24 protein-coding genes are annotated in these 25,112 nt (G+C 66.8%); 5 read left to right on the top strand and 19 right to left on the bottom strand.

Features of this window, described 5'->3' with window-relative positions:
- Positions 1–62 precede the first annotated feature (62 nt).
- From ACZ5VD_RS33455 to ACZ5VD_RS33425, 7 genes are all read right to left on the bottom strand, one after another.
- On the bottom strand, positions 63–1,991 hold the full coding sequence (locus ACZ5VD_RS33455; protein WP_468553273.1) for a dipeptide ABC transporter ATP-binding protein: 1,929 nt from the start codon (positions 1,989–1,991) through the stop codon (positions 63–65).
- On the bottom strand, positions 1,988–2,845 hold the full coding sequence (locus ACZ5VD_RS33450) for an ABC transporter permease (protein ID WP_468684348.1): 858 nt from the start codon (positions 2,843–2,845) through the stop codon (positions 1,988–1,990). The genes ACZ5VD_RS33455 and ACZ5VD_RS33450 overlap by 4 nt, the downstream gene beginning before the upstream one ends.
- The gene (locus ACZ5VD_RS33445) at positions 2,842–3,807 is read right to left on the bottom strand and encodes an ABC transporter permease (RefSeq protein ID WP_468553275.1); all 966 of its coding nucleotides are present in this window, start codon (positions 3,805–3,807) and stop codon (positions 2,842–2,844) included. Before ACZ5VD_RS33445 ends, ACZ5VD_RS33450 begins: the two co-directional genes overlap by 4 nt.
- A 631-nt stretch (positions 3,808–4,438) precedes the next feature.
- A complete protein-coding gene (locus ACZ5VD_RS33440; RefSeq protein WP_468553276.1) occupies positions 4,439–4,942 on the bottom strand; it encodes a MarR family winged helix-turn-helix transcriptional regulator in 504 nt (167 codons plus the stop codon).
- A 9-nt stretch (positions 4,943–4,951) separates the two neighbouring features.
- Entirely contained in the window at positions 4,952–6,013 is a 1,062-nt protein-coding gene (locus tag ACZ5VD_RS33435; protein ID WP_468684346.1) for a serine hydrolase domain-containing protein, read from the bottom strand.
- Positions 6,010–7,581, bottom strand: a complete 1,572-nt coding sequence (locus ACZ5VD_RS33430) for an AMP-binding protein (protein WP_468684344.1) — start codon at positions 7,579–7,581, stop codon at positions 6,010–6,012. Before ACZ5VD_RS33430 ends, ACZ5VD_RS33435 begins: the two co-directional genes overlap by 4 nt.
- Positions 7,575–8,660, bottom strand: a complete 1,086-nt coding sequence (locus tag ACZ5VD_RS33425; RefSeq protein WP_468553279.1) for a DUF2817 domain-containing protein — start codon at positions 8,658–8,660, stop codon at positions 7,575–7,577. Before ACZ5VD_RS33425 ends, ACZ5VD_RS33430 begins: the two co-directional genes overlap by 7 nt.
- Before the next feature lie 144 nt (positions 8,661–8,804).
- Between ACZ5VD_RS33425 and ACZ5VD_RS33420 the strand changes: the two genes are divergently transcribed.
- On the top strand, positions 8,805–9,554 hold the full coding sequence (locus ACZ5VD_RS33420) for an SDR family NAD(P)-dependent oxidoreductase (protein WP_468553280.1): 750 nt from the start codon (positions 8,805–8,807) through the stop codon (positions 9,552–9,554).
- Between the two features lie 13 nt (positions 9,555–9,567).
- Entirely contained in the window at positions 9,568–9,771 is a 204-nt protein-coding gene (locus ACZ5VD_RS33415; RefSeq protein WP_468553281.1) for a hypothetical protein, read from the top strand.
- Positions 9,772–10,024: 253 nt separating this feature from the next.
- Here the strand turns inward: ACZ5VD_RS33415 and ACZ5VD_RS33410 are convergent, their stop codons facing one another.
- Entirely contained in the window at positions 10,025–11,452 is a 1,428-nt protein-coding gene (locus ACZ5VD_RS33410; protein ID WP_468684404.1) for an IS1182 family transposase, read from the bottom strand.
- Between the two features lie 136 nt (positions 11,453–11,588).
- On the bottom strand, positions 11,589–12,041 hold the full coding sequence (locus tag ACZ5VD_RS33405; RefSeq protein WP_468553282.1) for a MarR family winged helix-turn-helix transcriptional regulator: 453 nt from the start codon (positions 12,039–12,041) through the stop codon (positions 11,589–11,591).
- Positions 12,042–12,120: 79 nt separating this feature from the next.
- On the opposite strand from ACZ5VD_RS33405, the gene ACZ5VD_RS33400 reads away from it, so the two are divergent.
- On the top strand, positions 12,121–13,020 hold the full coding sequence (locus ACZ5VD_RS33400; RefSeq protein ID WP_468553283.1) for an alpha/beta hydrolase: 900 nt from the start codon (positions 12,121–12,123) through the stop codon (positions 13,018–13,020).
- A gap of 55 nt (positions 13,021–13,075) precedes the next feature.
- Here ACZ5VD_RS33400 and ACZ5VD_RS33395 read toward each other — a convergent pair whose 3' ends face one another.
- Positions 13,076–13,669, bottom strand: coding sequence for a dihydrofolate reductase family protein (locus tag ACZ5VD_RS33395; protein ID WP_468684343.1), 594 nt, complete (start codon positions 13,667–13,669; stop codon positions 13,076–13,078).
- A gap of 68 nt (positions 13,670–13,737) precedes the next feature.
- Between ACZ5VD_RS33395 and ACZ5VD_RS33390 the strand changes: the two genes are divergently transcribed.
- Positions 13,738–14,316 (top strand): TetR/AcrR family transcriptional regulator, encoded by a 579-nt coding sequence (locus ACZ5VD_RS33390; RefSeq protein ID WP_468553285.1) that lies wholly within the window; start codon positions 13,738–13,740, stop codon positions 14,314–14,316.
- A 147-nt stretch (positions 14,317–14,463) separates the two neighbouring features.
- On the opposite strand, the gene ACZ5VD_RS33385 is transcribed toward ACZ5VD_RS33390, so the two are convergent.
- From ACZ5VD_RS33385 to queD, 7 genes are all read right to left on the bottom strand, one after another.
- Positions 14,464–15,234 (bottom strand): transposase, encoded by a 771-nt coding sequence (locus tag ACZ5VD_RS33385; protein WP_468684342.1) that lies wholly within the window; start codon positions 15,232–15,234, stop codon positions 14,464–14,466.
- Between the two features lie 18 nt (positions 15,235–15,252).
- The gene (locus tag ACZ5VD_RS33380) at positions 15,253–15,702 is read right to left on the bottom strand and encodes an SUKH-3 domain-containing protein (protein WP_468684341.1); all 450 of its coding nucleotides are present in this window, start codon (positions 15,700–15,702) and stop codon (positions 15,253–15,255) included.
- Positions 15,703–16,244: 542 nt separating this feature from the next.
- Positions 16,245–17,171: a UDP-glucuronic acid decarboxylase family protein gene (locus ACZ5VD_RS33375; RefSeq protein WP_468684339.1), complete on the bottom strand. Its 927-nt coding sequence runs from the start codon at positions 17,169–17,171 to the stop codon at positions 16,245–16,247.
- 114 nt (positions 17,172–17,285) lie between these two features.
- Positions 17,286–18,443 carry a glycosyltransferase family 4 protein gene (locus tag ACZ5VD_RS33370; RefSeq protein ID WP_468684337.1) on the bottom strand — a complete coding sequence of 386 codons (1,158 nt, stop codon included), beginning with the start codon at positions 18,441–18,443 and terminating at the stop codon, positions 17,286–17,288.
- A gap of 75 nt (positions 18,444–18,518) precedes the next feature.
- Positions 18,519–19,064: a GTP cyclohydrolase I gene (gene folE / locus ACZ5VD_RS33365; RefSeq protein ID WP_468553290.1), complete on the bottom strand. Its 546-nt coding sequence runs from the start codon at positions 19,062–19,064 to the stop codon at positions 18,519–18,521.
- Between the two features lie 29 nt (positions 19,065–19,093).
- A complete protein-coding gene (locus tag ACZ5VD_RS33360; RefSeq protein ID WP_468553291.1) occupies positions 19,094–19,849 on the bottom strand; it encodes a 7-carboxy-7-deazaguanine synthase QueE in 756 nt (251 codons plus the stop codon).
- The gene (gene queD / locus ACZ5VD_RS33355; protein ID WP_468553292.1) at positions 19,846–20,208 is read right to left on the bottom strand and encodes a 6-carboxytetrahydropterin synthase QueD; all 363 of its coding nucleotides are present in this window, start codon (positions 20,206–20,208) and stop codon (positions 19,846–19,848) included. The genes ACZ5VD_RS33360 and queD overlap by 4 nt, the downstream gene beginning before the upstream one ends.
- A 203-nt stretch (positions 20,209–20,411) precedes the next feature.
- On the opposite strand from queD, the gene ACZ5VD_RS33350 reads away from it, so the two are divergent.
- On the top strand, positions 20,412–21,308 hold the full coding sequence (locus ACZ5VD_RS33350; RefSeq protein ID WP_468553293.1) for a glycosyltransferase family 8 protein: 897 nt from the start codon (positions 20,412–20,414) through the stop codon (positions 21,306–21,308).
- A gap of 25 nt (positions 21,309–21,333) precedes the next feature.
- On the opposite strand, the gene queC is transcribed toward ACZ5VD_RS33350, so the two are convergent.
- Together queC and ACZ5VD_RS33340 are read right to left on the bottom strand one after the other, a co-directional pair.
- Complete coding sequence (queC, locus tag ACZ5VD_RS33345) at positions 21,334–22,065, bottom strand: 7-cyano-7-deazaguanine synthase QueC (protein ID WP_468684335.1); 732 nt, start codon at positions 22,063–22,065, stop codon at positions 21,334–21,336.
- Positions 22,066–22,162: 97 nt separating this feature from the next.
- Entirely contained in the window at positions 22,163–25,039 is a 2,877-nt protein-coding gene (locus ACZ5VD_RS33340; RefSeq protein ID WP_468553326.1) for a LuxR C-terminal-related transcriptional regulator, read from the bottom strand.
- Positions 25,040–25,112 lie beyond the last annotated feature (73 nt).

Raw genomic sequence — 25,112 nt, 5'->3', positions numbered from 1 at the left:
CGCTTCGTGCCGTCCCCGAGTTCTTGGGTGTTCTGGTCCTGCGCCGTCGTCCCGACGGGCCATCACGAGGCCCAGCCGTCGGATCGAGGCACGGAGTCGATGAGCTTGCGTGTGTACGGGGCCTTCGGTCGGTCCAGCACGTCGCCCGTGGGCCCGTGCTCGACCACACGGCCGCGATGCATCACGTAGATGTAGTCAGCGACCTGGCGGACGATGGCGAGGTCGTGGGTGATGAAGAGGTAGCCGATGCCCCGTTCCTCGCGCAGCTTCCCGAAGAGGTTGAGGATCTGCGCCTGGACCGACATGTCCAGCGCCGACACGGACTCGTCGCAGATCAGGAGCTGTGGTCGGGCAGCGAGTGCTCGTCCGATGGCGACGCGCTGACGCTCACCGCCGGACAGGGCCACCGGCTTGCGCTGGGCGTAGCTCGCGGGCAGACCAACCGTCTCGAGCAGGTCTCCCACCTGCGCCGATATGTCGGCTGCCTTGGGGTCGTGGGTCCGGATCGCCTCCTGCAGCGTCCATCCGATGGTGCGCATCGGGTTCAGGCTCGAGTACGGGTCCTGGAAGACCATCTGCACGGTGCCGCGCAGGCGGCGCGCGTCACGCCTGCTCAGCGCCGACCAGTCCGTGGCCGACACACCATCGATCTCGATCTCGCCACCGGACGCGGTCTCGAGCCCGATGAGCATCCGGGCCAGCGTCGTCTTGCCGCTGCCCGACTCACCAACGATGCCGACGCTCTGCCCCGCCGCGATGTTGATCGACACCCCGTCGACGGCACGGACACCCCCCTTGCCGTTGTCGAACTGCTTGACGACGTCGCGGACCTGGACCAGCTGGTCGCGAGTTTGGTCCGGCGTGGGGGGCTCGTCGACCCCTGCCTCGACGCGGGAGCGGATCTCGACCATCTCGTCCCGGATGTCCGCAAGACGCACGCATCGCGACCAACGGCCCCCACCCACGCTCACGAGCTCGGGCGCCGACTCCGTGCAGACATCAGTCGCCCAGCGGCAGCGAGGCGCGAAGGCACACCCGTCGGCCACGTCGTCAGGCGCAGGCACCGATCCCGGGATGGAGAGCATCTCGCGAAGCTTGCGGTCGGCCGGGGGCTCGGACAGGAGCAGCCCGTGGCTGTACGGGTGAAGCGGTTCGTGCTCGAGGTCGGCCGAGGGGGCGACCTCGAGGAGCGAACCTGCGTAGAAGACGTGGACCCGGTCGCAGGTTCCGAAGGCCAGTCTGAGGTCGTGGGTGATGAGCATGACGCCCATGCCCCTGGAACGCTGGAGGTCCTTGATCAGCGACAGGATCTCGTGCTGGGTGGTGACGTCGAGTGCGGTGGAAGGCTCATCGGCGATCAGGATCTCGGGATCACACGCCAGTGCAGCGGCGATGGCCACCCGCTGACGCATGCCGCCCGAGAGCTGGAAAGGGTAACGGTCGACCACGGAGGGGTCGTCGATGCCGACCTCGGCCAGTCGTCGGACGGCTTCCTGCCGCTTCTCTGCGCGTGGACGCCGGGCGAGCTCGGGCGGGAGCGACTCGACCAGGATGCGTCCGACCCGCATCACCGGGTTCAGCATGGTGAAAGGGTCTTGGAGGATCATCCCGATGGCGTTGCCGCGCATGGCTCGACGCTGGCGGGGACCCATGTCCATCAGGTTCTTGCCGTCGAAGGCGATGGTGCCGCTCGCGTGGAGCCCTTGCGGGAGCAGGCCCATGATCGCTTTCGCGGTCACCGACTTGCCGCTGCCGCTCTCCCCGACCACGGCGATCATCTCGCCGGCGGCGATGGTCAAGTCGACCCCGGACACCACGGTGGAGGTGTGAGCCGACGTCTTGTGCATGACCGTCAGGCCGGACACGTTCAGAAGTGGCGTGGTCGCGGGCCCTGCTGACAGGTCGGTTCCCATGGCGGTCTCCGCGATCTGTGGGTTCGGCGTCGTGGTGTTGGCTTCGGCCGTGGTCCCGGCGCTGTCTGTCCGCGTCATCGCGAAGCTCCTCGCTCGGAGAGCCGCTCGTAGATCCAGTCCCCGACGACGTTCATCGACGCTGCGGTGAGGACGATCATCACGCCGGGCGCCAAGGCCGCGACTGGGCTGACGAAGAGGAGACTGAGGTTCTCGGCGAGCATGAGCCCCCAGTCCGGGGTGCCGGGGTTCACGCCGAGGCCGAGAAACGAGAGCCCGGACAGCGACACCAGCGCGGTGGCGAAGATGAGGAACGCGTTCGCGACGGCGACCGGGGCGACGTTGGGCCAGATGTGCGAGACGAGGATCCGGAAGTTCGACACGCCGACGGTCTTGGCGGACTCGACGTAGGGGCGAGGTGCTTGTTCGAGTGCGGCACCCCGGACGACGCGGACGTCCATCGGGATGACCAGGACGATCAGCAGGCCGATCGCGAGCCAGTAGCCTCCGCCGAAGGCGCCGGCGACGACGATGACGACCAGCAGCGAGGGGATGGACCACATGAGGTCGACCCAGCGCATGATGAGCGAGTCGACCCATCTGCCGTAGTAGCCCGCGACGAGTCCCAGGAGGTCTCCGATGACCAGCGAGCATGCCGCGATGATCAGCGGGCCGACGAAGGCCGTCCGGCCGCCGACGATCAGCCTGGAGAAGATGTCGCGGCCGAGCTGGTCGGTGCCCAGCCAGTGGTCAGCGCTTGGGCCCGACATGCCCAGTGACGTCATCTGCGCACTGGGGTCCTGGGGGGCGATCAGGTGACCCAGCAGCGCCAGCAGCGCGACGACCACGATCACGACCACGCACAGGATGACGGACCACGAGGCGCGGGTGCGGCGGCGCAACCGGCTCTTGCCGGTGTCCAGGGGGAGGCTCATCCCGCGTTCCTTCCGAGTCGGATGCGGGGGTCGACTGCCATGTAGAGCAGGTCCGCAAGCAGGTTGGCCAGCATGATGACCACGGCGATCACGATGGCGACGCCTTGGATCATGGGGAGGTCCTTGTTGATGGCGGCGTCGACGAGCAGGGTCCCGATGCCGGGCAGTGAGAACGTCACCTCGACCAGAAACGCGCTGGTGATCAACGCGCCAAGCACCAGTCCGCTGATGGTGACGATGGGAATGAGAGCGTTGCGCAGGACGTAGGTGAGCATGATCCGCGTCGAGCTCAGCCCACGGGCACGAGCGAACGTCACGTAGTCCTGGTCGATGACACCGATCAGTGCCGCCCGCGTGTGTTTGAGCACGAACGCCGACACCGTCAGCGCGAGTGCCACGGCCGGCAGCGTCAGGTGCCACACCTGATCGGCGAACCCCTCACCAGCGCCGGTGGCGGGGAAGATCGGCACGAGGATGGCGAAGAGGAACAGCAGCAGGACGCCGCTGACGAACGCCGGCGTGCTCAATGCCACGACGGTTGCCCCGACGATCCCGCGGTCGACGGCGGTCTTTCGACGAAGGGCCGCCACCATTCCGAGCCCGACGCCGATGATCATGGTGAGCGCGAAGGCGAAGACGCCGAGGAACAGCGAGACCGGAAGCCGGGAGCTGATTTCTTCCCTGACCGGGAGCGTGGTCTGGATCGAGGTGCCGAAGTCGAAGTGCAAAGCCCCCTTCGCCCAGATCCCGTATTGGGTCAGGAACGGCTCGTCGAGGTGGTAGCGCTCGTTGAGCAACCGCACGGTCTCGGGCGTTCGCGGCTGGGATCCCAGGAGGATGTCGACCGGGCTGCCCGGCGCGATGTAGAGCAGCGAGTAGATGACGAACGACAGGATCGTCACCATCACGAGCAACGCGCCGAGGCGTCGCGCGAGGAACAGCGTCAGGCGCTGAGCAGTCATGTGCGCTCCCGGAGGGGCAGATGGTCCAATTTGCCCTGAATGCCGTCGACCCATCAAGGGTGGCGGCGCGTGTCAGGATTACATGCACTACCAGCTATCGGTAAGCCATTAGTTGGTAAAACATCAAACATCCCGGCGCTCTCCCCCACGCGGGATGCAGGACATCGCCCCCTCAGGCTCTTCTCCTCGGGCGCGACTGTCCGAACGCCGACGGTCACCACTCCGACGGATTGCCGCCGGGCGCGCGAGTCCGACGCGGGAAGCCGGGCCGGTCGACCGTGGCCCCGACGTCCGCGTACAACCGGGCGATCGGATCAGCCGGGACCGGTGATGCCCGCCTCGACGGCACTCGGGCCTACCGGAGCCTGACTGCGAACTCGTCCAGCGATTCCGCCGGAACTCCGCCGAGCCCGAACTCGCCGCTGTCGAGCGACGTGGCGACGGCCTCCTGGAAGGGCCTCACCCGCAGGAGCAGGGTGTAGACGGTGATGTCGGTGACGCGCCGGTCGCTGCCTGTGTCCGCCGGACAAGCTTGCTGCGCTCGAGCCGGTCGACGGTGCGGATCACAGCGGTCGGGGGACGACCTTCCATCCGACCCCAGGCGATCACGGGTCAGGCAGACCCGTGCGGTTCAATCGGAGGCGTCCATCCGCCCTTCGACGAGCAACCTGACCTGTCGGAGCATGGCTGCGAGCTCGTCCAGCGATTCCGCCGGAACTCCGCCGAGCCCGAACTCGCCGCTGTCGAACGACGTGGCGACGGCCTCCTGGGCGGCCTCGCCGGCCGGGAGCAGGGCGACGACGGTGACGCGCCGGTCGCTGCCCTGTGTCCGCCGGACAAGCTTGCTGCGCTCGAGCCGGTCGACGGTGCGGGTGATAGTGGTCGGGTGAGCCCCGACACGCAGTGCCAGCTTGGCTGTCGCCATCTGCTTGGCGGGATGAAAGCTCAGTGCAGTCAGCGCCTGCCAGCCGGCGAAGGTCAGGCCCTCGGCAGCGAGCGCGGGCTGGGCGGCCACTTGGACGAGACGGTTGATCCGCTCCACCTCAAGGGAGACGGCGAGCTGGCGATGGGAACGGGCACCACGGCGCTGAAACTCCCGTTGCGTGGCTTCTATGAGGTCGCGATCCAAATCCACTGCGACAACCTATCCGTCCTGGCGTCGGTGCGGGCAGTACGGGAGGAGGTTGTCCATGTAAACGAGGTCGATCGGTTTGCCGTGGGCGACCGCGACGTGCTCGGGGAACGCGCCGAGCAGGTTGGTGAGTACGATCAGTGTCAGCCCGTCGGGATAGCGGGCGATCTGAGCCTTCCCGCCACCCCCCGGGGCCGGGACGAGACCCTGAGGTCGCTCGAAGACGAGCCAGCCGATCCCCCAGAAGCCAGGGCCGCCGTCATGGCCAGGGACCGGTGTCCACATAGTGTCGCGACTGGCCGTGGAGAGCAGCGCACCGCTCTCGAGGGCGGACATCCAGGCGGCCAGGTCGTCGGCGGTGCTGTGGAGTCCCGCAGCGGTGCGGAGCAGGTGCGGCCAGTCCAGGCGGCTCTTGTCGATGCTGCCGGTGGGCTCACCTGTGGCGTCAATACTCATGTAGGTGTCGGCACGGTGAGGGATGAGGTCGTGGTCGTTGGCGTAGCGCGTGTGGGTCATCCCGGCGACGTCGAACTGGCGCTCGGTGATGAAGTCGACGAACGGCTTCCCGCTCAGCCGGTCGATGACCTTGCCGAGCAGGGCGTAGTTGGTCTGGACGTAGTTGTAGCCGCGGCCGGGCTCGAACTCCATAGGTGCGGCGTGCACGACGGCCCATGCCGCTTCCTCGTCCGCTGCGACCAGCCCGACGGAGCTGTCTGCGCCGTAGGCCATGATCTCCGGCAGCCCGGAGGTGAGGGTGGCGAGCTGTCGGATCGTGATCGGCTGCCAGGCTTTGGGCAGCGCGTCGAGGTAGCGCGAGACCGGGGCGTCCAGGTCGAGGTCCCCGGACTCGACCAGCTGCATCAGGGCGATCCCGGTGAACGCCTTGGCCATGGAGTTGATGGAGAACACCGACTCCCGGGTCACCGCGACGTCGTGCTCGAGGTTGGCCGAGCCGAGCGTCTCCGAGGCGACCACCGCGCCGTCGCGGAGCACCGCGGCCTGCAGCCCGGGGATCTGGCGCTCCTCCATCAGTCGGGTGAGCTCCTCGCGCAGCCCGTGCGTCGTCGTGCTCATCGTGTGTCTCCGCTCGTTTCGGGTGATGCCCGCTCCAAGAAGGCGCCTTTGAGCGCCTTCTTGTCCCTCTTGCCGACCTGAGTCAGCGGGATACGTTCAACGATCTCGATCCGCTTGGGCGTCTGCACCGGGCCTTTACGCTCGCGCACGTGCGCCTTGAGGTCATCGACCGTGACGCTGGTGTCGCGCAACTCGACCACCGCCACGAGGATCTCGCCCCAGTAGTCGTCGGGGGCTCCGAAGACCGCGGCTGCGGCTACGGCGGGATGTTCCTCGAGGGCGTCCTCGACGTTGCGGGGGTAGACATTGAACCCGCCGGTGATGACGAGGTCCTTTGCCCGGTCGACGATGCGCAGGAAACCGTCAGGGTCGCGCACTGCCACGTCCCCGGTGTGGACCCAACCGCCGCGCATCACCTGGGCCGTGTCCTCGGGCCGGTTGAGGTAGCCGCTCATCAGCAGTGGGCCGCGCACGCACAGCTCACCCGGCTGACCGTCGGGCACCTCCTCGTCGTCGTGGTCGACGAGCCGCACGTCAGCCTCGGCGACTGGCCGCCCGCAGGAAGCCATACGCTCGTCGGAGGTGACGTCGTGCTCCTCGCGCCGCATCACGCATACAGTGGTCGGCGCTTCGGCCTGGCCGTAGAACTGGAAGAAGATCGGCCCAAACCAGGCGATAGCTTCCCTGAGGCGCTGCGGCGAGATCGGTGAGGCGCCGTAGAACAGCGTGGCGAGGCTGGAGGTGTCGTACTCGCGAAGCCGCGGGTGATCGAGGATCGCGCTGATCATCGTCGGCACGAGCAGGGCACACGTGATGCGGTGCCGTTCGACCGCGGCCAGGAACTCGCCCGCGTCGAAGGACTGCTGGATGTAGAGGGTGCCGCCCTGTGCGATCGTCGGCACGAAGTTGACCCCGCCCGCATGGCTGAGTGGCGCGACCAGCAGGTTGCGGATCTCGTCTGGCCACTGCCAGTCGACGAGCTGAATGCCATACATGGTCGACATGCTGCGGAAGCTGACTTGGCTCGCCTTGGGCACCCCGGTGGTGCCGCCGGTGTAGACGCTGCGGCAGATCGCCTCCGGGTCGGTTGGACGCGGCTCGAGCACGGTCGCGTTCTCGGCCTCCATGAGCACCTGCAGGTCGTCTGCTCCTCCACCCCCGATTCTCAGGACCTGCGCGCTGCTGCCGGCGGTCTTCACAGCCTCGGTGATCTCGTCGATCCGCGCGCCGTCCACGACCACGTGGGTTGCGGCGGCGTCGTCGAGGATGCGCGCGAAGTCGGCGGGGCTGCCCAAGGGGTGCAACGGAACGAAGACGGCGCCCAGTGCGGCGACGGCCTGCTGGACGAAGAGCACCTCGATGCGGTTGCCGGAGAGCAGCGCGACCCGGTCGCCGGACCGGAGGTCGAGTCCGTCCAGCACTGCGGCGCACCGCGCAATGGCGACCTCGAGCTGCGCCCCGGTCCAATTCGTGCCGTCGGACTCGACGACGAGCACCTTGTCCGAGTGCGTTCGCAGCGCGCGGACAAGCAGGTCGTTGAGGTGCTCGAAGTGTCGGTCCGTCACCATCGAGCCAGCCCTTCCAGCATGCGCTTCTGGGCCTCGAGCCCGTTGGTCATCGCGGCCTCGCGCCAGGCCGGCGCAGCAGGGTTGAGCCCTTCCATCATCAGGTCCAGCATCTCCTCGCGTGAGGTGTAGGTCCGCCCGGTGGCGTACTTCAACCACCGGTCGATGCGCACGGTGTTGAGCACGGTCAGGTTGTCGTAGGTGCCGACCTCGATCAGGAGTCCGGACCACTCCGCCCAGGGCGCGGTGCTAGGCAACCAGGCGGAGAAGAATCCGGTGTAGGACGGGGTGTGCCCCTCCGACATCCGGGCGGAGGAGGAGAAGCTGGTGCGGGCCGACTCCCCCAGCCAGTCCACCACCCGCTCGTGGCCCGGCGAGCCGACCGGCAGGCTGCAGATGTGCGCGAGCTCGCCCCACTCGCCGATGCCGGTGTGCCACTCGATGAAGGCGACCTTCTCGGCGTGGGCCAGCACGCGCGGCAGGAGCTCGGCGACGACCGTGTGCGACCAGGCCGGGCGATCCCCGACGTAGGTGATGCCGGTCGGCTCGACAGCCTGTCCACCCGAGAGGGCGGTGATCATCTGCTGCGGCCCATGGACGCGCACCAGCTCGTCGAGGTCACCGCTCCAGTCGCTCGTCTCCTCTGTCCAGTCTTCGGGGCACAGCGTCGGAAACAGCTCGCGATAGAGGTCGTTGGGAGGAAACGGGGTGTCGTGGTCGAGGAAGTTGCGATTGAGGTCGATGTTGTCCTCGTCGGTGCGCGAGTGGTGCGAGTAGCCCCACGGATTCAGCGCATGCAGCACCACGATGTTGACCCCGTCCGGGATCTCGAGGTGGCGGAGCAGTTCGAGCTGGAGGGCCGAGCCGAGGAAGCCCTCCTGGCCATGGGTACCCGAGACAACGAGAAAGGTCTTGGCGGCCTCGGGATCACCGAACGTGGCCACGTCGATGGCCAGCTCCTCGCCGTCGGCACCGCGCTCGGTCGGGTGCGGTACCGACTCAAGCTGCGCGCCGCGCTCGGTCACCAGGTCGAGGAACCGTCGACGCGCCTCGGCATATGTCTCGCTGAACGCTTCGATCACGGCAACCTCCGGTTGGGCCAAGGCCTCGATCGTCTCGTCGACTTCATGGGCCCACGGTTACATGCACTACCATCTATTGGCAATGCGTCTTTCTCGCGAATTGAACCACCCGCCGCTCACGCACACAGAACCCAGGAGCAACAGATGGACATCGACGGCACCTCCGCGATCGTCACCGGCGCAGCGTCGGGGCTAGGAGCAGCGACCGCTCGCGCACTGGCCGACGCCGGGGCACACGTCGTCGCGCTGGACCTCGCCTTCGACGGCGTCGAGCCCGTCGACGGCGTGACCCACCTCTCGACCGATGTCACGGACGCGATCCAGGTACGCCGCGCGGTGGCTGAGGCCGCCACCGCCGCCCCGCTGCGGATCGCGGTCAACTGTGCCGGGATCGGCCCCTCGGCCCGCATTGTCGGGCGAGCCGGGGTCCACGACTTCGACCTCTTCGCGAAGGTGGTGTCGGTCAACCTGGTCGGCACCTTCACAGTGCTGGCGCTGGCGGCCGAGGAGATGACGCGAAACGCCGAACTCGAGCACGGCCAGCGCGGGGTCGTGATCAACACGGCCTCGATCGCCGCCTACGACGGCCAGATCGGGCAGAGCGCGTACGCCTCCTCGAAGGGCGGCGTCGTCTCAATGACGCTCCCGGCAGCCCGGGACCTCGCCCAGCACGGCATCCGCGTCAACACCATCGCACCGGGCATCGTCGAGACCCCCATGCTCGCCACCGTCAGCGAGGAGTTTCGTGCCGGGCTCGCGGCAGGCGTGCCCTTCCCGCAGCGCTTGGCCAGGCCCGAGGAGTTCGCCCTGCTGGTGACCCAGCTCATCGCGCACGACTACATCAACGGCGAGGTGATCCGAATGGACGGTGCACTCCGGATGGCACCCCGCTGAAGGGTCGACGACCATGATCCTCAGTCCCTCGCGCCTCTCATCATGCAGCGGGCAGCCCGCACCGGGCATCGGCGTGGTCCTGATGGCCGTCGACCAGCTCTGGTTTGCCATCGCTGGTCACCATTGCCTCGGCAAGCAGCAGGTTGGCTCGCCCACCGAGGAACAATCCCGTTGGGTCATCGCGATCACCTGCAGCCCGGATCGATTCGCGACGTAGTGCAGGAGCCATGGCAGCGGGCCAGCCCCTTCGCTAGAGCACCGGCGCCTGCGCCAGCACTCCATGACGTTGTGTTCCCCTGCCCTCGCCCGACCTAGGAGCGCGGGTCAGTAACGGGCAAGCGGCCCGGTTGTCCGTGATCGGTGCGATCGGTCGCGGTCGGTCGCTTGGCGTCTGTGGGGCTGTGGGCGGGTCCAGCCGGCCAGGTGTCCGGCAGGTGGGGGCCTGGTGGCGTGGCGGAAGGCCTGGCCTGTCAGGCGGCCAGAGCGGCGAGGCCGGTGGTTCCGGCGCGTCGGAAGGCCTTGCGGAGGTTGTGGCAGGCGGCGAGCAGTCGCCATTCGCCGCGGGCGCCGTCCGCGCCGCGCAGGAGGAGTTGGCGGCCGTTCTGGCAGGTCATGATCTGTCCGAAGACGGGTTCGACGATGGCTTTTCGGCGACTGTAGGCGGCCTTGCCGGGCTTGGTCCGCAGCTTGCGGGCCATCCGTTCCTTGAGCGTGGCGTTCGCCGGGATGCGTCCGCGTGGTGCGGGTGGGACCTGTTCGTCGTGGGCGAGTCGGCCGGTGGTCATGAACGTGTCGGTGCCGCAAGCCAGTTGGCGTTCCTGTGCGGCTTGGAGGTTGGTCTCGGAGCAGTAGCCGGCGTCGACCAGGGCCTGCGTGGGATGGACGCCGGTGTTCGCTGCGGACTGGTCGAGCATGGTGGTGTAGTTCAGGGCGTCGGAGGCGTTGGTCATTACGTCGGCGGCGGTGATGACCTGGTGTTCGGCGTCGACGACGGCCTGGGCGTTGTAGGCCTGGATGTAGGCGCCTCTGCCATTCTTCATGATCCGTGAGTCGGGGTCGGTGAAGTTGGCCTGAGCCTTGGGCTTGGGACGCGCATTCGCGGCGGCCTTGTGCCCGGCGTCGGTGACGCCTTGTTCGTCGCTGGTGCCGGTGCGTTCCTGGCGGCGGCGTTCGAGGTCCTCGGCGTGGGCGCGTGCCTTGGCGGCTGCGTCGGCCTCGATCTGGGCGCGGGCGGCCTGCAGATTGGCCAGGCGCTTCTCGCGGCGGTCCAGTTCGGCGGGCAGGTCGGTGTCCTTGCCGTCGGTGCCGAATGTGGCGTCTTCGGCGGCGTCGAGGTGCTCGGCGTCCGCGAGCAGGGTTGCGGCCTGGGCCTCCAGGGCGGCGATCTCGGCCTCGATGCGTTCTTCCTTGTCGATCAGGCGGCCGTAGCTCATCGCCTTGTGCTTGGAGGCGTTGGCTTCCAGTTTGGTGCCGTCCAGGGCGACGCGGCCCATCTTGACCATGCCCAGCTTCTGGGCGAGGTGCAGGGACTGGGTGAACAGGTCGGCGAGGGCGTCCAGGTGGCGGCGGCGGAACCGTGAGATCGAGCGGAAGTCCGGGGCCTGGTCGGCGGCCAGGTAGCGGAACGCGATGTCGTCGGCGCACCTGCGCTCGATCGCCCGTGAGGAGCGGACCCCGGTGGTGTAGCCGTAGATCAGCAGTCGCACCATCAGCCTGGGGTCGTAGGGCGGGTAACCGCGCTTCTCCGTGTAGTCAGCCCGAATCGCCGTCAGGTCCAGTACGTCGTCGACCAGGTCGGCGACGAAGCGGGCCAGATGGTCCTGGGGCAGCCAGTCGTCCAGCGACGGCGGCAGTAGCAGGACCTGGTGCGGGTCGAACGCCCGGAACCGCTTATCCACCGCCGCCCCACGGCCCTGCGACGGCCTCTTCTCGGCCGGCTCGACCTCGAACAACCCGTCGCCACTACGCATACCACCATCATTCCGTACGAATGATCACGAAACATGGGCGGGTAGCCCATCGCTGAGACACGCTCTAGCCGGCGGGCATTCCCGCTGAAGCATCCTCCAGCGTCTTGCGCAGCAGGGCGACGGTGGATGCCAACTGGTCCAGCGAGCCGGCCGTCAGCGGATCGGCGAGCCAGGAGCGTAGGCCGTCCTGGAAAGTGGGTGTGGCAGTGGCCAGCAGCTTGCCGCCATCGGGGGTCAGCTCCAGCAGGGACGAGCGGCGGTTGCTGGGATTGGGTCGCCGGACCACCCAGCCGGCGGCCTCCAAGCGGTCCACCCCCTTGCTGGTCGCCCCAACGGTGATGGCGGCCTCCTCTGCCAGGTCGTTGACCCGGCAGTCGTCCCGACTCTCGATGATGCGCAGGAACTCGAACTGGCCCATCGTCAGACCGTGCTCGGCGCGCAGTCGTTCGCCCAGCGCGTTGTAGAGCCTGGTCTCGTAGCGGACGAGGTCCATGAACACCTGAGTGAGGTCGGTCACACTCTGCTCCAGATTCGCGGGAATGATATTCCTAGGAATGTAGTTCCTAGTGAAGAACAGCACTCATCTGGAGGATCGCATGAGCAAGGCACAGCGCGCGACAGTCGACACCCTGATGCGGCAGGCCCCGTTCGACGGCAGCCTCCCGCCGGAGCAACTGCGCAAGGACTTCGAAACCCAGATGACCTCGGGCCCGGCCCCGGCCGGGGTGACCGTCACGCCCTCCGTCCTCGGCGGGCGTCCCGCCCTGACCGTCGAGCCCGAGGGCAGCCCTGCCACCGGGACGGTGGTCTACTTCCACGGCGGATGCTGGGTCTTCGGCTCGCCCGCCACGGCCCTGCAACTCACCGCCGCGCTGGTGCGCCGCACCGGCGTCCGCGCCATCTCGGTCGACTACCGGCTCGCCCCCGAGCACCCTTTCCCCGCTGCTGTCGAGGACGGCCTCGCCGCCTACCGCGACCTGCTGGACCAGGGCATTCCGGCCGAGCAGATCGTTCTGGCCGGGGAGTCGGCCGGCGGCGGCCTCAGCATCACCACCCTGCTCACCGCCCGCGACGCCGGACTGCCGATGCCAGCCGCCGCGGTCACCTTCTCCCCGGCCCTGGACGCCACCCTCTCGGGCGAGAGCATGACCACCAAGCACGACGCCGACCCGCTCTTCACCCGCGCGGACCTGACCACCGTCTTCGCCCACTACCTGGCCGGACAGGACCCCGACCAGCCGCTGCTGAGCCCGGCCCTCCACGCCGACCTGACCGGGCTGCCACCGCTGCTGCTCCAGGCCGGCTCCAACGAGGTCCTGCTGGACGACTCCACCCGGTTCGCCGTCCGGGCGGCCCCGGCCGGGGTCGACGTCCAGCTCGACATCACCGCCGACGTCCCTCACGTCTTCCAGGCCTTCGAGGGCCTGCTGGACGAGGCCGACGCGGCCCTGGACCGCGCCGCCCGCTTCATCACCGCCGCGCTGGCCCGCACCTGAACCGTCCCTCAACACTGCGCGATACCAGTCGCTTGCACGTTACTGACTCACGCTCCTAGCGGCGGGTGAGGTGAGTGAGGGTGACCCCGTTAGGGAAGGCGGTGCGCTCGGCAACGTCGAAGACGGTGGGGTCGAAGGAACCGTCGACTACCGCGATTCCGGTTCCGGCGACGACCGGATACGTCTTGATCAGCAGCTCGTCGATCTCGGGCAGTAGGGTGCCCGCGAGCTGGCCGCCCCCGCAGAGCCAGATGTCCAGGCCGGCGCCCGCTTCGTTCTTGAGTTCGCGGGCGAGGGCGAGCGGGTCGCCCGGCACCATGGTGACTGCTGGGTCGGTGTCCGGCTTGAGGGTGCTGGACACGACGTACTGGCGCAGGTGCCCGTAGGGGCTGGTGATCCCGTTGTCGAGGGCCGGGCGGTAGGTGCCATGGCCCATGACCACGGTGTCGAACCGCCGGTTGGGTGCGTCGGCGACGCCGACGGCCGCACGGTAAGCGGTCGGGATGGTCTCCGGGTACAGCGCGTTTACCCAGGTCGAGTAGGCGGCGGCCTGCTGCTCGTCGCCCTGCGGAAAGAAGTCAAACTCACCACTGGGACCGGCGATGCGGCCGTCGAGCGAGATGCCGATGTAGTACACGAGCTTTCGCATAACGTTCCCCATACGTAGTACTCTACTTGTAGTGGCTGGAACGTAGTACTACATACGGAGTGGTGTCAATGGTGAGACGGAACGACCAGCGGCGCGCGGCCCTCGTTGACGCGGCGATCGAGGTGCTGGCCCGAGAAGGCGCACGCGGCCTGACTTTCCGGGCCGTGGATGCCGAGGCCACCGTTCCCGCCGGCACGACCTCCAACTACTTCACCAGCCGCGACGACCTGTTCACTCAGGCCGGCGCGCGGGTTTACGAGCGACTCCAGCCCGACGAGGCCACGATCGCCCGTCAGCAGGCGGCAAACCGCGACCGGGAGGCCTACGCAGAACTGATGCGCGAGCTCGTCGGCCGCATCGCCTCCTTCCGCACCGGATACCTCGCGCTGCTGGAACTCCGTCTTGAGGCAACCCGCCGCCCCGAACTACGCAAGGTCCTCACTGAGCGGGTCCGAGCCGATGTCGACGCCAACGTCGCCTATCACGAGGCTTCCGGACTTCCTGGCGACGGCACGGCGGTCAAGCTGCTCATGCTGACGCTGAACTGGCTAATCGTTGAACAGCTCACCCTGCCGGACGTCTTCACGGAGGCAGAGCGTGAACAACTGGTGACGGCCGCAGTGGAGCGCATCGTGGCTGCGGAATAGACGTCCGACCCCGGGCTGGCTCGGCTGGACCGGGCCGACGTCGGCATATACCTCACTCCTGGCTCCGTCCGCTGATTCGAAAGAAGCGGCCTAAGCGCTGTCCCATAAATGATCTACGACGTGTTCGTTGACCTGCCTGCCCCTTCGTCACCCGGCGAGGGCGAGGTTGTGCAGGCGGGCGATGCCGAGCATCGCATGCTGGACGCCATCGCCCTTGAGACGGCAGTCGCGGAGGATCTTCCAGGTCTTCATCCGGGCAAAGGCGTGCTCGACGCGGGCACGGACCTTGCGGTGAGACGCGTTGTGTTCCTCTTTCCAGGCCGGGAGTTCGGTCTGGCCAGGTACGCGGCGTTGCGGGATGACCAGGCCGGTGCCCCGGTAGCCGCCGTCGGCGATCACCGTGGCGGTGCCGACGGCGTCCTTCGCTCCGGACCACTCCCATGCCTTGCAGTCGTTGCGGTTGCCCGGCAGTGGCCGGCCGACCGCGACGACAAGCCGGGTGTCGGCGTCGATGACGACCTGGTGGTTCGTCGAGTACCGATAGTTCGTGGACTGCTCGGCAACCGTATGGTCACGCGTGGGCACCAGCGTGCCGTCCACGATCAGCACAGTGTCCTGAGCGAACCGCTTACGGGGCTGCACCGCGAGCGCCGGCCCCAGGTGGCCGATGATGCGGTCGGCCGCGGACTTCGAGACGCCGAACAGCAGCGCCAGCTGCCGCAGCGTCAGGTTCGTGCGCCAGTACGCGGTGACCAGCAGCACCCGGTCCTCCAACGGCAGGCTCCAGGGCCTGCCCTTACGGACTGGGTCCGCGCCCTCGCGCCGCAGCGTAGTGAGTAACTTGGCGAACTGCCGTGGGCTCAGCCCGGTGAACGGGGCTATCCACGAGGGCTCCGACGCTGTGATCACACCAGCCACAGCAAGATCGTCTCACCTCTAGTACTGGCAGTTGTCGAGCCAGTCCGCCTGCTCCGCACGACTGCCGCCCCCATCGCCGTCCACCACGTAGGCCAACGCCTCCATGAAGTTAGAACCCAGAGGCCAGAAGCAGTTCGGCCCCACGGCGATGACGCGACCGCTGGCTGAGATGTACGCAGGGAACTGGCACGACCACATGCCCAGAGGGCTGTAGTTCTCTCCGTAGTGAAGTCTCAGCGTGGTCGCTTCCTCGGCGGCGTCGATGCAGGCGTCAACGGGCTCCACGTACAGTTCCGAACCGGGCTCGCGGGTCGGGGAGCTCATGATCGTCAGCTTGCCGAACTCGGCCCAGACCACTGTCGCCACGTCGTTGAGGTCGAACCCGTATTCCGTCAGTCGCCGTGTCCAGTCCGCAATGTCGATCCTGCGACCTGGTGTCCACCCGGCAGCACCAAGCGCGTCCAGCACCGACGGACTGCAAGCCGTCGTCGACTCCCTGATGTGTTCTATGCGCCCTCCCACTCGACCTTGTCTGCTGCCCAGTCTGCCGCACATCCCCACCAGCGCACAGGGTTATTGGTCGAGAAGGACACGGAGATCGTTTACGGGACAACCCTTAGGTGGAGTCAAATCTCACCAACAGAACGGGGCTGTGAACCGCTCACGTGGAGTCAGAAGAGACCTACAACTGGAGTCGGTTGTCTCACCTACGAAGCCACGCGATCAAGAAGCTGAAGTCGCTGATCGTGTCGCTCAAGCGGCTTGACGCGACATAGCAGCCTCGGGGGGAACTTCAGAGTGCGGAACGGTTCACCTTGCGCGAGCCGATAGCCGTACAGAGGGCCGGGCGCGGTGCCACGTCGGATGCGGCCACGGCGGGAAGGCGCCCGGAAACCGGCGTGCCCCGTGCTGGAGATGCCGGCCGTCCAGAACCAGCAGCCGGAGGTCGCGGTCGTTCGGTAGACCTTCGTCCAGTATTTCGACCGCACCGGATCGTCAGTAAGTCCCGGTTACTTCCTGAACCACTCGATCACCCTCGCGAGTCCGTCGGCCCGGGTCACTTTGGGCTCCCATCCCAACTCGTTCCTGGCCAACGTGATGTCGGGGAGCCGTCGTTCGGGATCATCCCGCGGTCGCTCGACGAACTGAACGGAGGACGTGGAGCCCGTGATGGCGATGATCTCTTCGGCCAGTTCCAGCATGCTGACCTCTTCAGGATTCCCCAGGTTCACCGGGCCGCCACCACCGCTCTCCGTGAAGCGGACGATGCCCTCCACGATGTCGTCCACGTAGCACAGTGAGCGCGTCTGTGAGCCGTCGCCCGCCACCGTCAAGGGCTCCCCGGCGAGCGCCTGCCTGATGAACGTCGGGACCGCGCGACCATCGTCACCCTGCATATTCGGCCCATAGCAGTTGAAGATACGCACAATGCCCGCGTCCGCACTCCGGTGACGGTGGTAGGCCATCGTCAGCGCTTCACTGAAGCGTTTTGCCTCGTCGTAGACGGACCGCGGCCCGACTGGGTTGACGTGGCCCCAGTAGGACTCGGGCTGGGGGTGAACGCCCGGATCGCCATAGACCTCCGATGTTGAGGCCATGACGAAACGGGCCCCCGCCGAGACCGCGGCGTCCAGCAGGTGGAAAGTGCTCAGCGAGCCGGCACCCAGTGTCTCGATCGGCAGACGCAGGTAATCAAGGGGGCTTGCCGGAGAGGCCAGATGAATGATGACCTCGATGTCCTCAGGTCCGGTGAACGGTATCGTCACATCGTGCTCTATCACTTCCAGCCTGTCGTCCGACATGTGATCGGACAGGTTCGCGCGGTTTCCGGTGACGAAGTTGTCTAGGCACACGACGCGATGCCCCGCACTCAGGTAACGCCCGGTTAAATGCGATCCTATGAAACCGGCGCCGCCGGCGATGAGTATGTTCGTCATCGTCTTCCCTCCTCTTTGCTGGTGGTACGACCATTCACGGACGAGGAAACTGGCCGCTGCGGGGAGATCACTGAAGCAGCATGACGCTGCCTGGCACTCCGGCCGTTCGGCGTGTCACAACCCCACGGCTGCGAGGAATCTCTTCGCTACATTCGCCGGGGCATAGGAGGCTGTCTGCAGCGGCGCCTGGCGGGATGCCCTGTGGTAGCCCGCCTCATCACTGAGCAGCTCGGTGGTGGCCGACCACAGCGCGCTCATGCGTCCGGCTACCGAGGGGATATGCACTGCGGGACCCCGCAGCGCCGGGAGCTCGTCTCCTCTCGCAGAGAACTCGACCGCGCATCCGGCGGATCCGACCAGTACTGGCAGATGGCCCATGTGGAAACCGACGACCGGGGTCCCCACGGAGAGCGCCTCGGCGGCGACGTTGCTGAAGCTCTCGGGGCCGGTCGAGGGCACCAGAGCGACGGCCGCACCCGCGAAGAAGGGCTGGACTCCTTCCCAAGGCAGGGGCGGGAGGATTTCTACGGCGTCCAGCCTGTCTGCCAGCTCTGTGCACTCACGCACATACTGGTCCTGGAGTGCCGGTCGGAGTTCGAATCCCGCTTTGGCCAGGACCACCTGGACGGGGCGGTCGAGTCCCAGCGGTAGCGACCTCAAGAGGTCGGCGACGCCTTTCTGGGGATCCGCGCGTGCCACCACCCGGACGGGTCCCGTGTGGCGGAGTTCCTCTCGCCGGGCAGCGTCCGGTGCACGGCCCTCCGCGAGGAGAGCGTTGGGTAGGGCGTGCCAGGCACGGGAGTCGATTCCGGTTCGGGCAGCCTCATCGATCATGAATGGGCTGACGGTGATGACCGCGTCGGGCTCGTGCGCCAGACTCTGGCGCATCGCCTGATCGGCTCGAGGGAAGTGCACCATGAGCACGGTGCGTGTCGCCGGCCCTGCAGGGCTGAGGAAACCCAGACCTGACACCGCGTCGCACCAGCAGACGAGATCCGTCTGGTGGTCCGCGAGGATCTGCCGAACCTCCCCCCCGATGGCAGCGGTGTCGGCGAGCAGCAGGGGGATCTCTTCGTAGGGGACTGGGCGGGGGAAGGTCACCGATGTCAGGCGCACTACTCCTGGGGCGGGGGTGCTGTCCGCCGAATTCGCGGCGATGACGAGGGTGCTGTGGCCTATCTCGCGCAGTCCCGCGGCGAGGGAGGCGATGGAGCGTTCGATCCCTGCGGGTTCGTCGGAGTGGTAGGTGAGCATGACGAAGGCGATGTTCATGTGTCCGCTCGTGGGGGAAGGGGTTGGATGGCGGGGCCAGGGCGGCGGTGGGCGTGGACCTGTGGTGGACGGCGATCAGCTGCTGGGGAACGCAAACTTGATCAGCTCGTCGCGGGCCGGGCCATAGTCGCGGAAAATCCCCTCGAAGACCGAGCAGGTCATGAGCGCAGAGGTGCGGATGCCTCGCATGCTCATGCACAGGTGCTCGCCGCGGCCGATGACAGCGACATCGTCTGTCCCGGTCACCTTGGATATCTCCTCGGCGATGTCGCGTACCAACCGTTCCTGAACCTGGAGCCGATGCGCGTGGCGCTGAGCGATGCGGGCGAACTTGGACAGCCCCAGAACGTGCTCCCCGGGCTTGTACGCGATGGACAGCGCGCACGAGAAGGGCAGCAGATGGTGCTCGCACAGTGACCACACGTTGATGTCGGAGACCATGACGGTCTGCCCGTCGGTGCGCAACGGGAAGTGCGTTTCGACACGACCGGCTTCGTAGGTGCTGAATTCTCGCCACCATCGAGCGAATCGCTCCGGGGTGTCCTGGAGGCCGCTGCGGTCGGGGTCTTCGCCGATCTCAATGAGGAGTTGCCGTGCTATGGCCTCCAACGGATCCTGCACGGGATAGTCCTGAGGTAGGTTTGTGAGTGTCATACGCCTCTCCGATCTCCCCACATCGTGATATGCAGTCTCGTTGTGATATTCCAGCCGCGGGCAATGGCGGGGTCTCGCAGCCGGGCCAGGGACTGGTCGAGCGCGGCCTGGTTCTGTCCTTCCGGCATCACCCAGACCGATTCGAGACCGTACTCACTGACCAGCGCCGCGACCTCGTCAAGATCGGGCTCGGTACGGCAGACGAACTTGAATGCGGTACCCGGCACAGCAGCGAACGCCGATAGTGCGTTTCTGACTATGCGTCTGCTTCTCGGATCCCCCGAGTGGGCCAACTTCGGTGACACGTTGAACCGAACCAGCTCCGCGATCCGGGGATCCGGCGCGATCGTTCCGTTGGTCTCGATTTCGACGTCGTGCCCAGAGTCGCGGAGGTCCCGTATCAACGGATAGAGCCTGTCCTGTTGGCTCAACGGTTCGCCGCCGGACACGACGACGAGCGGAACATCGTAGGCGACCAGGTGATCCCGAACCTCCGTATAGGGAATCGCCCGCAGTTCCTTCTTGGGGTCGTAGGCGACGCCGGAGTCTCCCTTCCCGGTCCAGTCCCAGGTGTAGGGAGTGTCACACCAACGACAGGCGAGATTGCACCCGCCCAACCGAGCGAAAGCGCATCGGCGTCCCAATGAGGGCCCTTCACCCTGAACGGTGGGGCCGAATATCTCACTGACCACGAGCTTCGGCGCACCCAAGGGATCATCCTCCTTCCGTCTCGCAGTCCCGAGCTGGCTCATGGCCTGAATTCTGCCCACGTCTTGGCAGTCTCCGAGACGCGTACCGCGCTCAACTCTGGGTAGCGGAGCGTCCATTGCTCGAACATCCAGCGACACAGGTTCTCAGCCGTTGGATTGAATGGCACCACGTCATTCAGATGCCGATGGTCCATCTCGGCGTCTAACCAACGGGAGAATTCCTTGAGATCGCCGTAGTCCCGCACGAACCCCACGTTGCTCAGGGCGTCGGTACCAGTCGAAAGCGTCAGTTCGACTACGTAGTTGTGGCCGTGGAGACGTGAGCACTGATGGTCGTGGTCGAGGCCGTCGAGTCGGTGACTCGCCGAGAAGTGGAACTCTTTCGAGATGTTAAAAGCCATGGGTAACCTCCTTGACTTCAAGGATCCATGTGGTGCCCAACGAACGCATCACGGTCGTCACCGAGAGATTTTCGGCACGCCCACGAAGGGGGCGATGACGGCCTGATCCAGCGCATACGCTCGGAGCAGCGCCACCGTCTTCCCATCGGTGGCGGTTTCGCGCGTTCCCAGTCCTGGGATCGTGTTCCAAGCAGAGGAATCCCATGAACGCAGATGCTGATGGTGTGGTCCTGTGTTTTGACTCCAACTACGCATGGCCGGCCTGCGTGGCGATGTACTCGGTCATCCGCACCTGGTCGTCTACCGAAACCCTGAACGTCTACTGTCTGTGCGACTCGTCCCTCACGCCAACGGATCGGGCGATGGTCGAGGCTGTGGGCCGGCAAGAGAATTGCAAGGTACGGATCATTGACGTCGAGATCTCGGTACCTGAGATACGGATAGCGCACCTCAGCGCCATGGCATATGCGCGCGCGATGGCTCCACAGCTGATCGACGCGGCGCACTTGATCTACCTTGATTGCGATATCGTCGCATGCGCCAGTGTCCAGCCGCTGTTGCGTCCGATCGCTGCAGACTATCCGCTGGCGGCAGCTCGCGACGCCTACGGTCCGGAGCTCTCTGCCCCCCATATCGGTCCGCAGCGATTTCCGTTCGGGCGGCGCGCGGGAACGTTCCCCTACTTCAACTCCGGGGTCATGGCCGTCGATGTCGCGAGATGGCGCGAACAATCTGTGACACAGCATGTCACAGCCTTGATGCACGATCCGGAATGGCGGCCGGCGCTCGACGACCAGGACACCCTCAACTACGTTCTGGACGGCCGGTTTGAAATGCTCGATCCACGATGGAACGTCATTCCGGTAAGCTTTCTCAACCGCAGCTTCGGTTCGACTTCCATCCCAGGAGATCGATACGTGCCGACTGAGTATCAGCGGGATCTTGAGGCATCACCCTGGGTAGTGCACTATCTGACGGATCGCAAGCCGTGGCTCGTCGACTACGGTGACGACCCCTTGGGGCGTCTGTGGCACTCGACGGCGGCCGAGACAGCGGACATTCTCGATCGGGCCGGTCTCTCCCGGCCGTCGCCCCGATGACGGCACAGTCGTCACACAGGTGAGGTCAGGGCGCCGCGAACCGCGTCACGCCATCAACGTACTCGGTGGGGTCAAGGAGGTCAGCCTCTCGGAAGGCCTCACGCCGCTCGTAGCAGGTTCCACACGTCCCGCAGTGGATGGCGCCACCCTTGTAGCACGACCAGCTCAGATCCAGCGGCGCGCCAAGCCGCACGCCGTGCCGGGCGATGTCGGCCTTGGACCATGTCATGAAGGGAGCCTCGACGCGCGGCGTGGTGAACCCCTCGTTGGCGACGGCGACCAGATGGCGCAGAGCGTCGACGAAGGCCGGTCGGCAGTCCGGGTATACGAAGTGGTCGCCGGCGTGCATGCCGAGCGCCACTATGTCGGCCCGCCGGGCCACAGCCACCGATGTCGCGAGGTTCGCCAGCACGGCGTTCCGGTTCGGAACGACCGTGGCGCGCATGGCATCCTCAGCGAAATGCCCGTCAGGCACGGCTACCTGATTGTCGGTCAAGGCGGTGCCCGACAGCAGTGTCCCGAATCCCGCCACCTCCAGCACATGGTGCTCCGCACCGTAGTGCCGGGCGATCGTGCGGGCCGAGTCGATCTCCTTCCGGTGTCGTTGGCCGTAATCCACAGTTACGGCTACGAGCTTGAACTGCAGCGCCGCGTAGTGGGCAAGCAGCGTGGTGGAGTCCATGCCGCCGGACAACACCACAACTGCAGTGAAGGGGTCGCGACCCGCGTCGTCTTGTGAGGCATCCTGTACATCCATCAGCATCTCCACATGGGGTTATGCGGCGCCGAGCCGACAACCCGGCCTGGGCGGTTGTCTTGTGGTCACATTCTCGTGCGCAGGTGATGTCGGCACATCACGGGCCATCACCGAAGCGTTCGGTGCGCCGCGCCGAAGTGTGGTGCCTACGGTCGGGTCCCGCGGTCAGAATCTCCCACCGCCCGGGGCTGCCGAGGATCTTGCCGAGCTCGCCCCGCCCCGAGATACCGAGCTTGCGGTAGGCACTCGACAGGTGCAGCTCCACCGTGCGTCGAGTGATGCGCCGATGTCCAGCGATCGTGTTGTTGGCCTGACCTGACGCCGCGTCGATCAGGATCTCCCGTTCGCGTGGGGTCAGCGAGAGGATGCCCTGCACGGAGACGTCGTGCGGGGCGCGTGATTCCAGGACCACCAGCTGAAGGTGCACCCGGTCGGCGAGGTCACGCGCACCGCGCTGACCCGCCAGGCGCGCCGAGTGGGTCAGCGCGGCCACAGCCTCGTCGTGTCGACCCAGTCCCGCTAACACGGTGCCCAACTCGGCACTTGTCCGTGCCATTTCGAGGTCGTTCCCAGCTCCGTCGAGTAGGTCGGCCGCCATCGTCAGTCGCTTCACCGCAGCGTCCCCCTGGGAGAGAGCGCCCCGCACTCGTAACGCCCGCGAGCGTTCTTGTGGGGAGTCGGTCCCCTCCGCGAAATCCGCCTGCCGTTGCGCCTCGCGCACCGCCTGCTCCTGGGCCCCTGTTTTCGCCAGCAGAAGGGCACCTTCGTTCCGCCAACAGAGCGTCCCCGGCCCGGAGTGCCCCGTAGTCTCACGATGCCGGACGATTTCCAACAGCTTCTCAAGGCCCCCTGTCAGGTCTGCGGCCATCACCCGCAGCCTCGCTCGAGCGAGCTGCGCGTCGAGCTCGTACCACTCAGTGGGAGGGCCCTCGTGGTGGTGACGACGCAGCAGGGCCGCCGCCGCGGCCGGGTCACCGGCGTCCAAGTGGACGTTGGCCAGCAGGCCGACGATGCACGTCCGGAGCAGGCCGTAGCCCTGGCCGCCTTGCAGTGGCAGATCCGCGAGCTGATGTGTGAGCATGTGCCGCGCCGCGTCCAGCTCACCCGCAGCGTAGTGCCCGCTGGCCTCAACGAGTTCCACCGCGACGCGCACCCAGCGAGGCAGTTGATCCGTGTCCTCGACGAGCAGGCGCAGACGAGCCGACGCCTCCGCATGGTGTCCGCTGTCGACCAGTACGGATAACGCGGTGGGTAACGCCGGCGGTTGCAGGAGAAGGTCGTCGAGGTCGCAGTCGAGAGTTTTGCGCGCATCGGCGAGCGCGGACGCCGGCGCCCTTCCTGACAGAAGGGCGGAGAAGGCACTGATCGCGGTGGCAGCAGGCTGGAGGCACACGTCGCCGGAGGCGGAGGAGGTAGGGGCACCCCCGGCGCGACGGGCATCCATGGGCATCGGCGACGTGAACCGGGCGTAGGCCTGGAACTCCTGCGGCCAGTCGTGAAACTCCGTTCCCGCGACGGCGGACCGCACTGCCTCCAAAGTGCCGGATTGGTCGTCGCGCCCATTGCCTTCGTACAGCGTGGCGCCGATCAGTGCGAGCAGACGGCGACAGATTGCTGCGTCGGTGATGCCACCGAGCATCTCCACCGCGGAGTGCAGGCCTTCCTCTCGGTCGAGTGTGATGTGGGCGCGCGCGAGCTCGGGTGCGACGCGAGGCCAGGTACCCTCCACCCCGCTCTGGGCGGCGTGTTCCAGGAAACGCACCCTGTCCCGCGGGTTGGCGTTGGTGGACCGGGCGGCCTCGATCAACGCGGTCACAGACCAGTGCGCGTGCAGGGGCACGGTCGACGCTGTGAGGTGCCGGGCCGCCCGGAGCTCGGTATCGCGGCGTCGGTGGACGAAGGCGGCCGCAGCCAGATGCGCCGCGTTGCGGCCCATCACGGTCATGGACCCGAGCAGCGAGGTGCCTAATAACGGGTGTCGTAGCGCCACGGCGTGGTTGTCGGTGGCGAGACGTGTTCGCACCAAGAAGTCGAGTGTGGCGAGAGTGTCCTGGAGGCGGTTCCCGCTGATGCTGGCCACCAGCGCCGGATCCGCTTCTCCGGAGACCGTGGCTACGGCGATTGCCTCGGCCACCGACCGGGCCCGCGGATCGAAGCGGTTCGCCGAACCGGTCATCACTTCGACCACGGATGGGAGCACGGCTTTCCGCAGCTCGGCCGAAGTGCGCACCGGGTTGTTCTGTACCCGGATCCAGTCGCATACCGCGTTGACGAGGAACGGATTGCCGAGCGTGATTCTGTGACACGTCGTGACGAAGTTGGTGTCGTCCCGGCGGCGCAGCCGCTCGGACAGCAGTGCCCCGGTCTCCTGCTCTGACAAGCCGAGGAGGGTAGCGGTGCTGGCGCCCGGCAGTAGATCCGCGAGTTCGGCCGGCGCGACGGCCGGTTCGCCACTCCGGGTCGAGGCGACGAGCACCACCGGCAAGTGCGCGATGTCCCGCAAGGCCAACCGCAGCCGGACGAGTGAGGCGGGGGTCGCCTGGTCGACATCGTCCAGCGCGACCACCAGGGGGTCACTGCGGGTCAACGCTTCCACCAGGTCCTGGAAGGAGGCCGGTACACCGTCGTCTGCCGCTTTCCGATTGCGTGCCCTCTCGGGGCTGACGTCGGCACGCAATCGTGAGGCGGCGCGTTCGACCTCGGCTTGGCGGCGGTCGGTGGCCAGCCGGAGCAGCCCGTCCACGAGTTCATCGAACAGCCGGTTCGCGTGCCGGGAGCACGCGATCATGACCGAAGGACCAGCGTGGGACGGTGTCGGACTGCACAACAGAGTGAGCAGGAGGGTCCGTCCCACTTTCGGCTCGCCCGTCACCACATGACAGGTCAGCCCCGTATGCCTGCTGTTGTGACGTCGCTCCCTCAGTCTTCTGAGTAACTCTGTCCTGCCCACGCTCTCACCATGCGGTGCCCACATGTCCAGCACCCCAGTCCTCGCAATCGGAAGAATCAGACCTTGGAGAAGGCACGTCTGCCGCTGGGCCAGAGTC

The organism is Streptomyces sp. NPDC032822, assembly GCF_055578825.1.
Note: the sequence above shows the minus strand (reverse complement) of the source record. Positions and strands in the feature narration are given on the sequence as shown.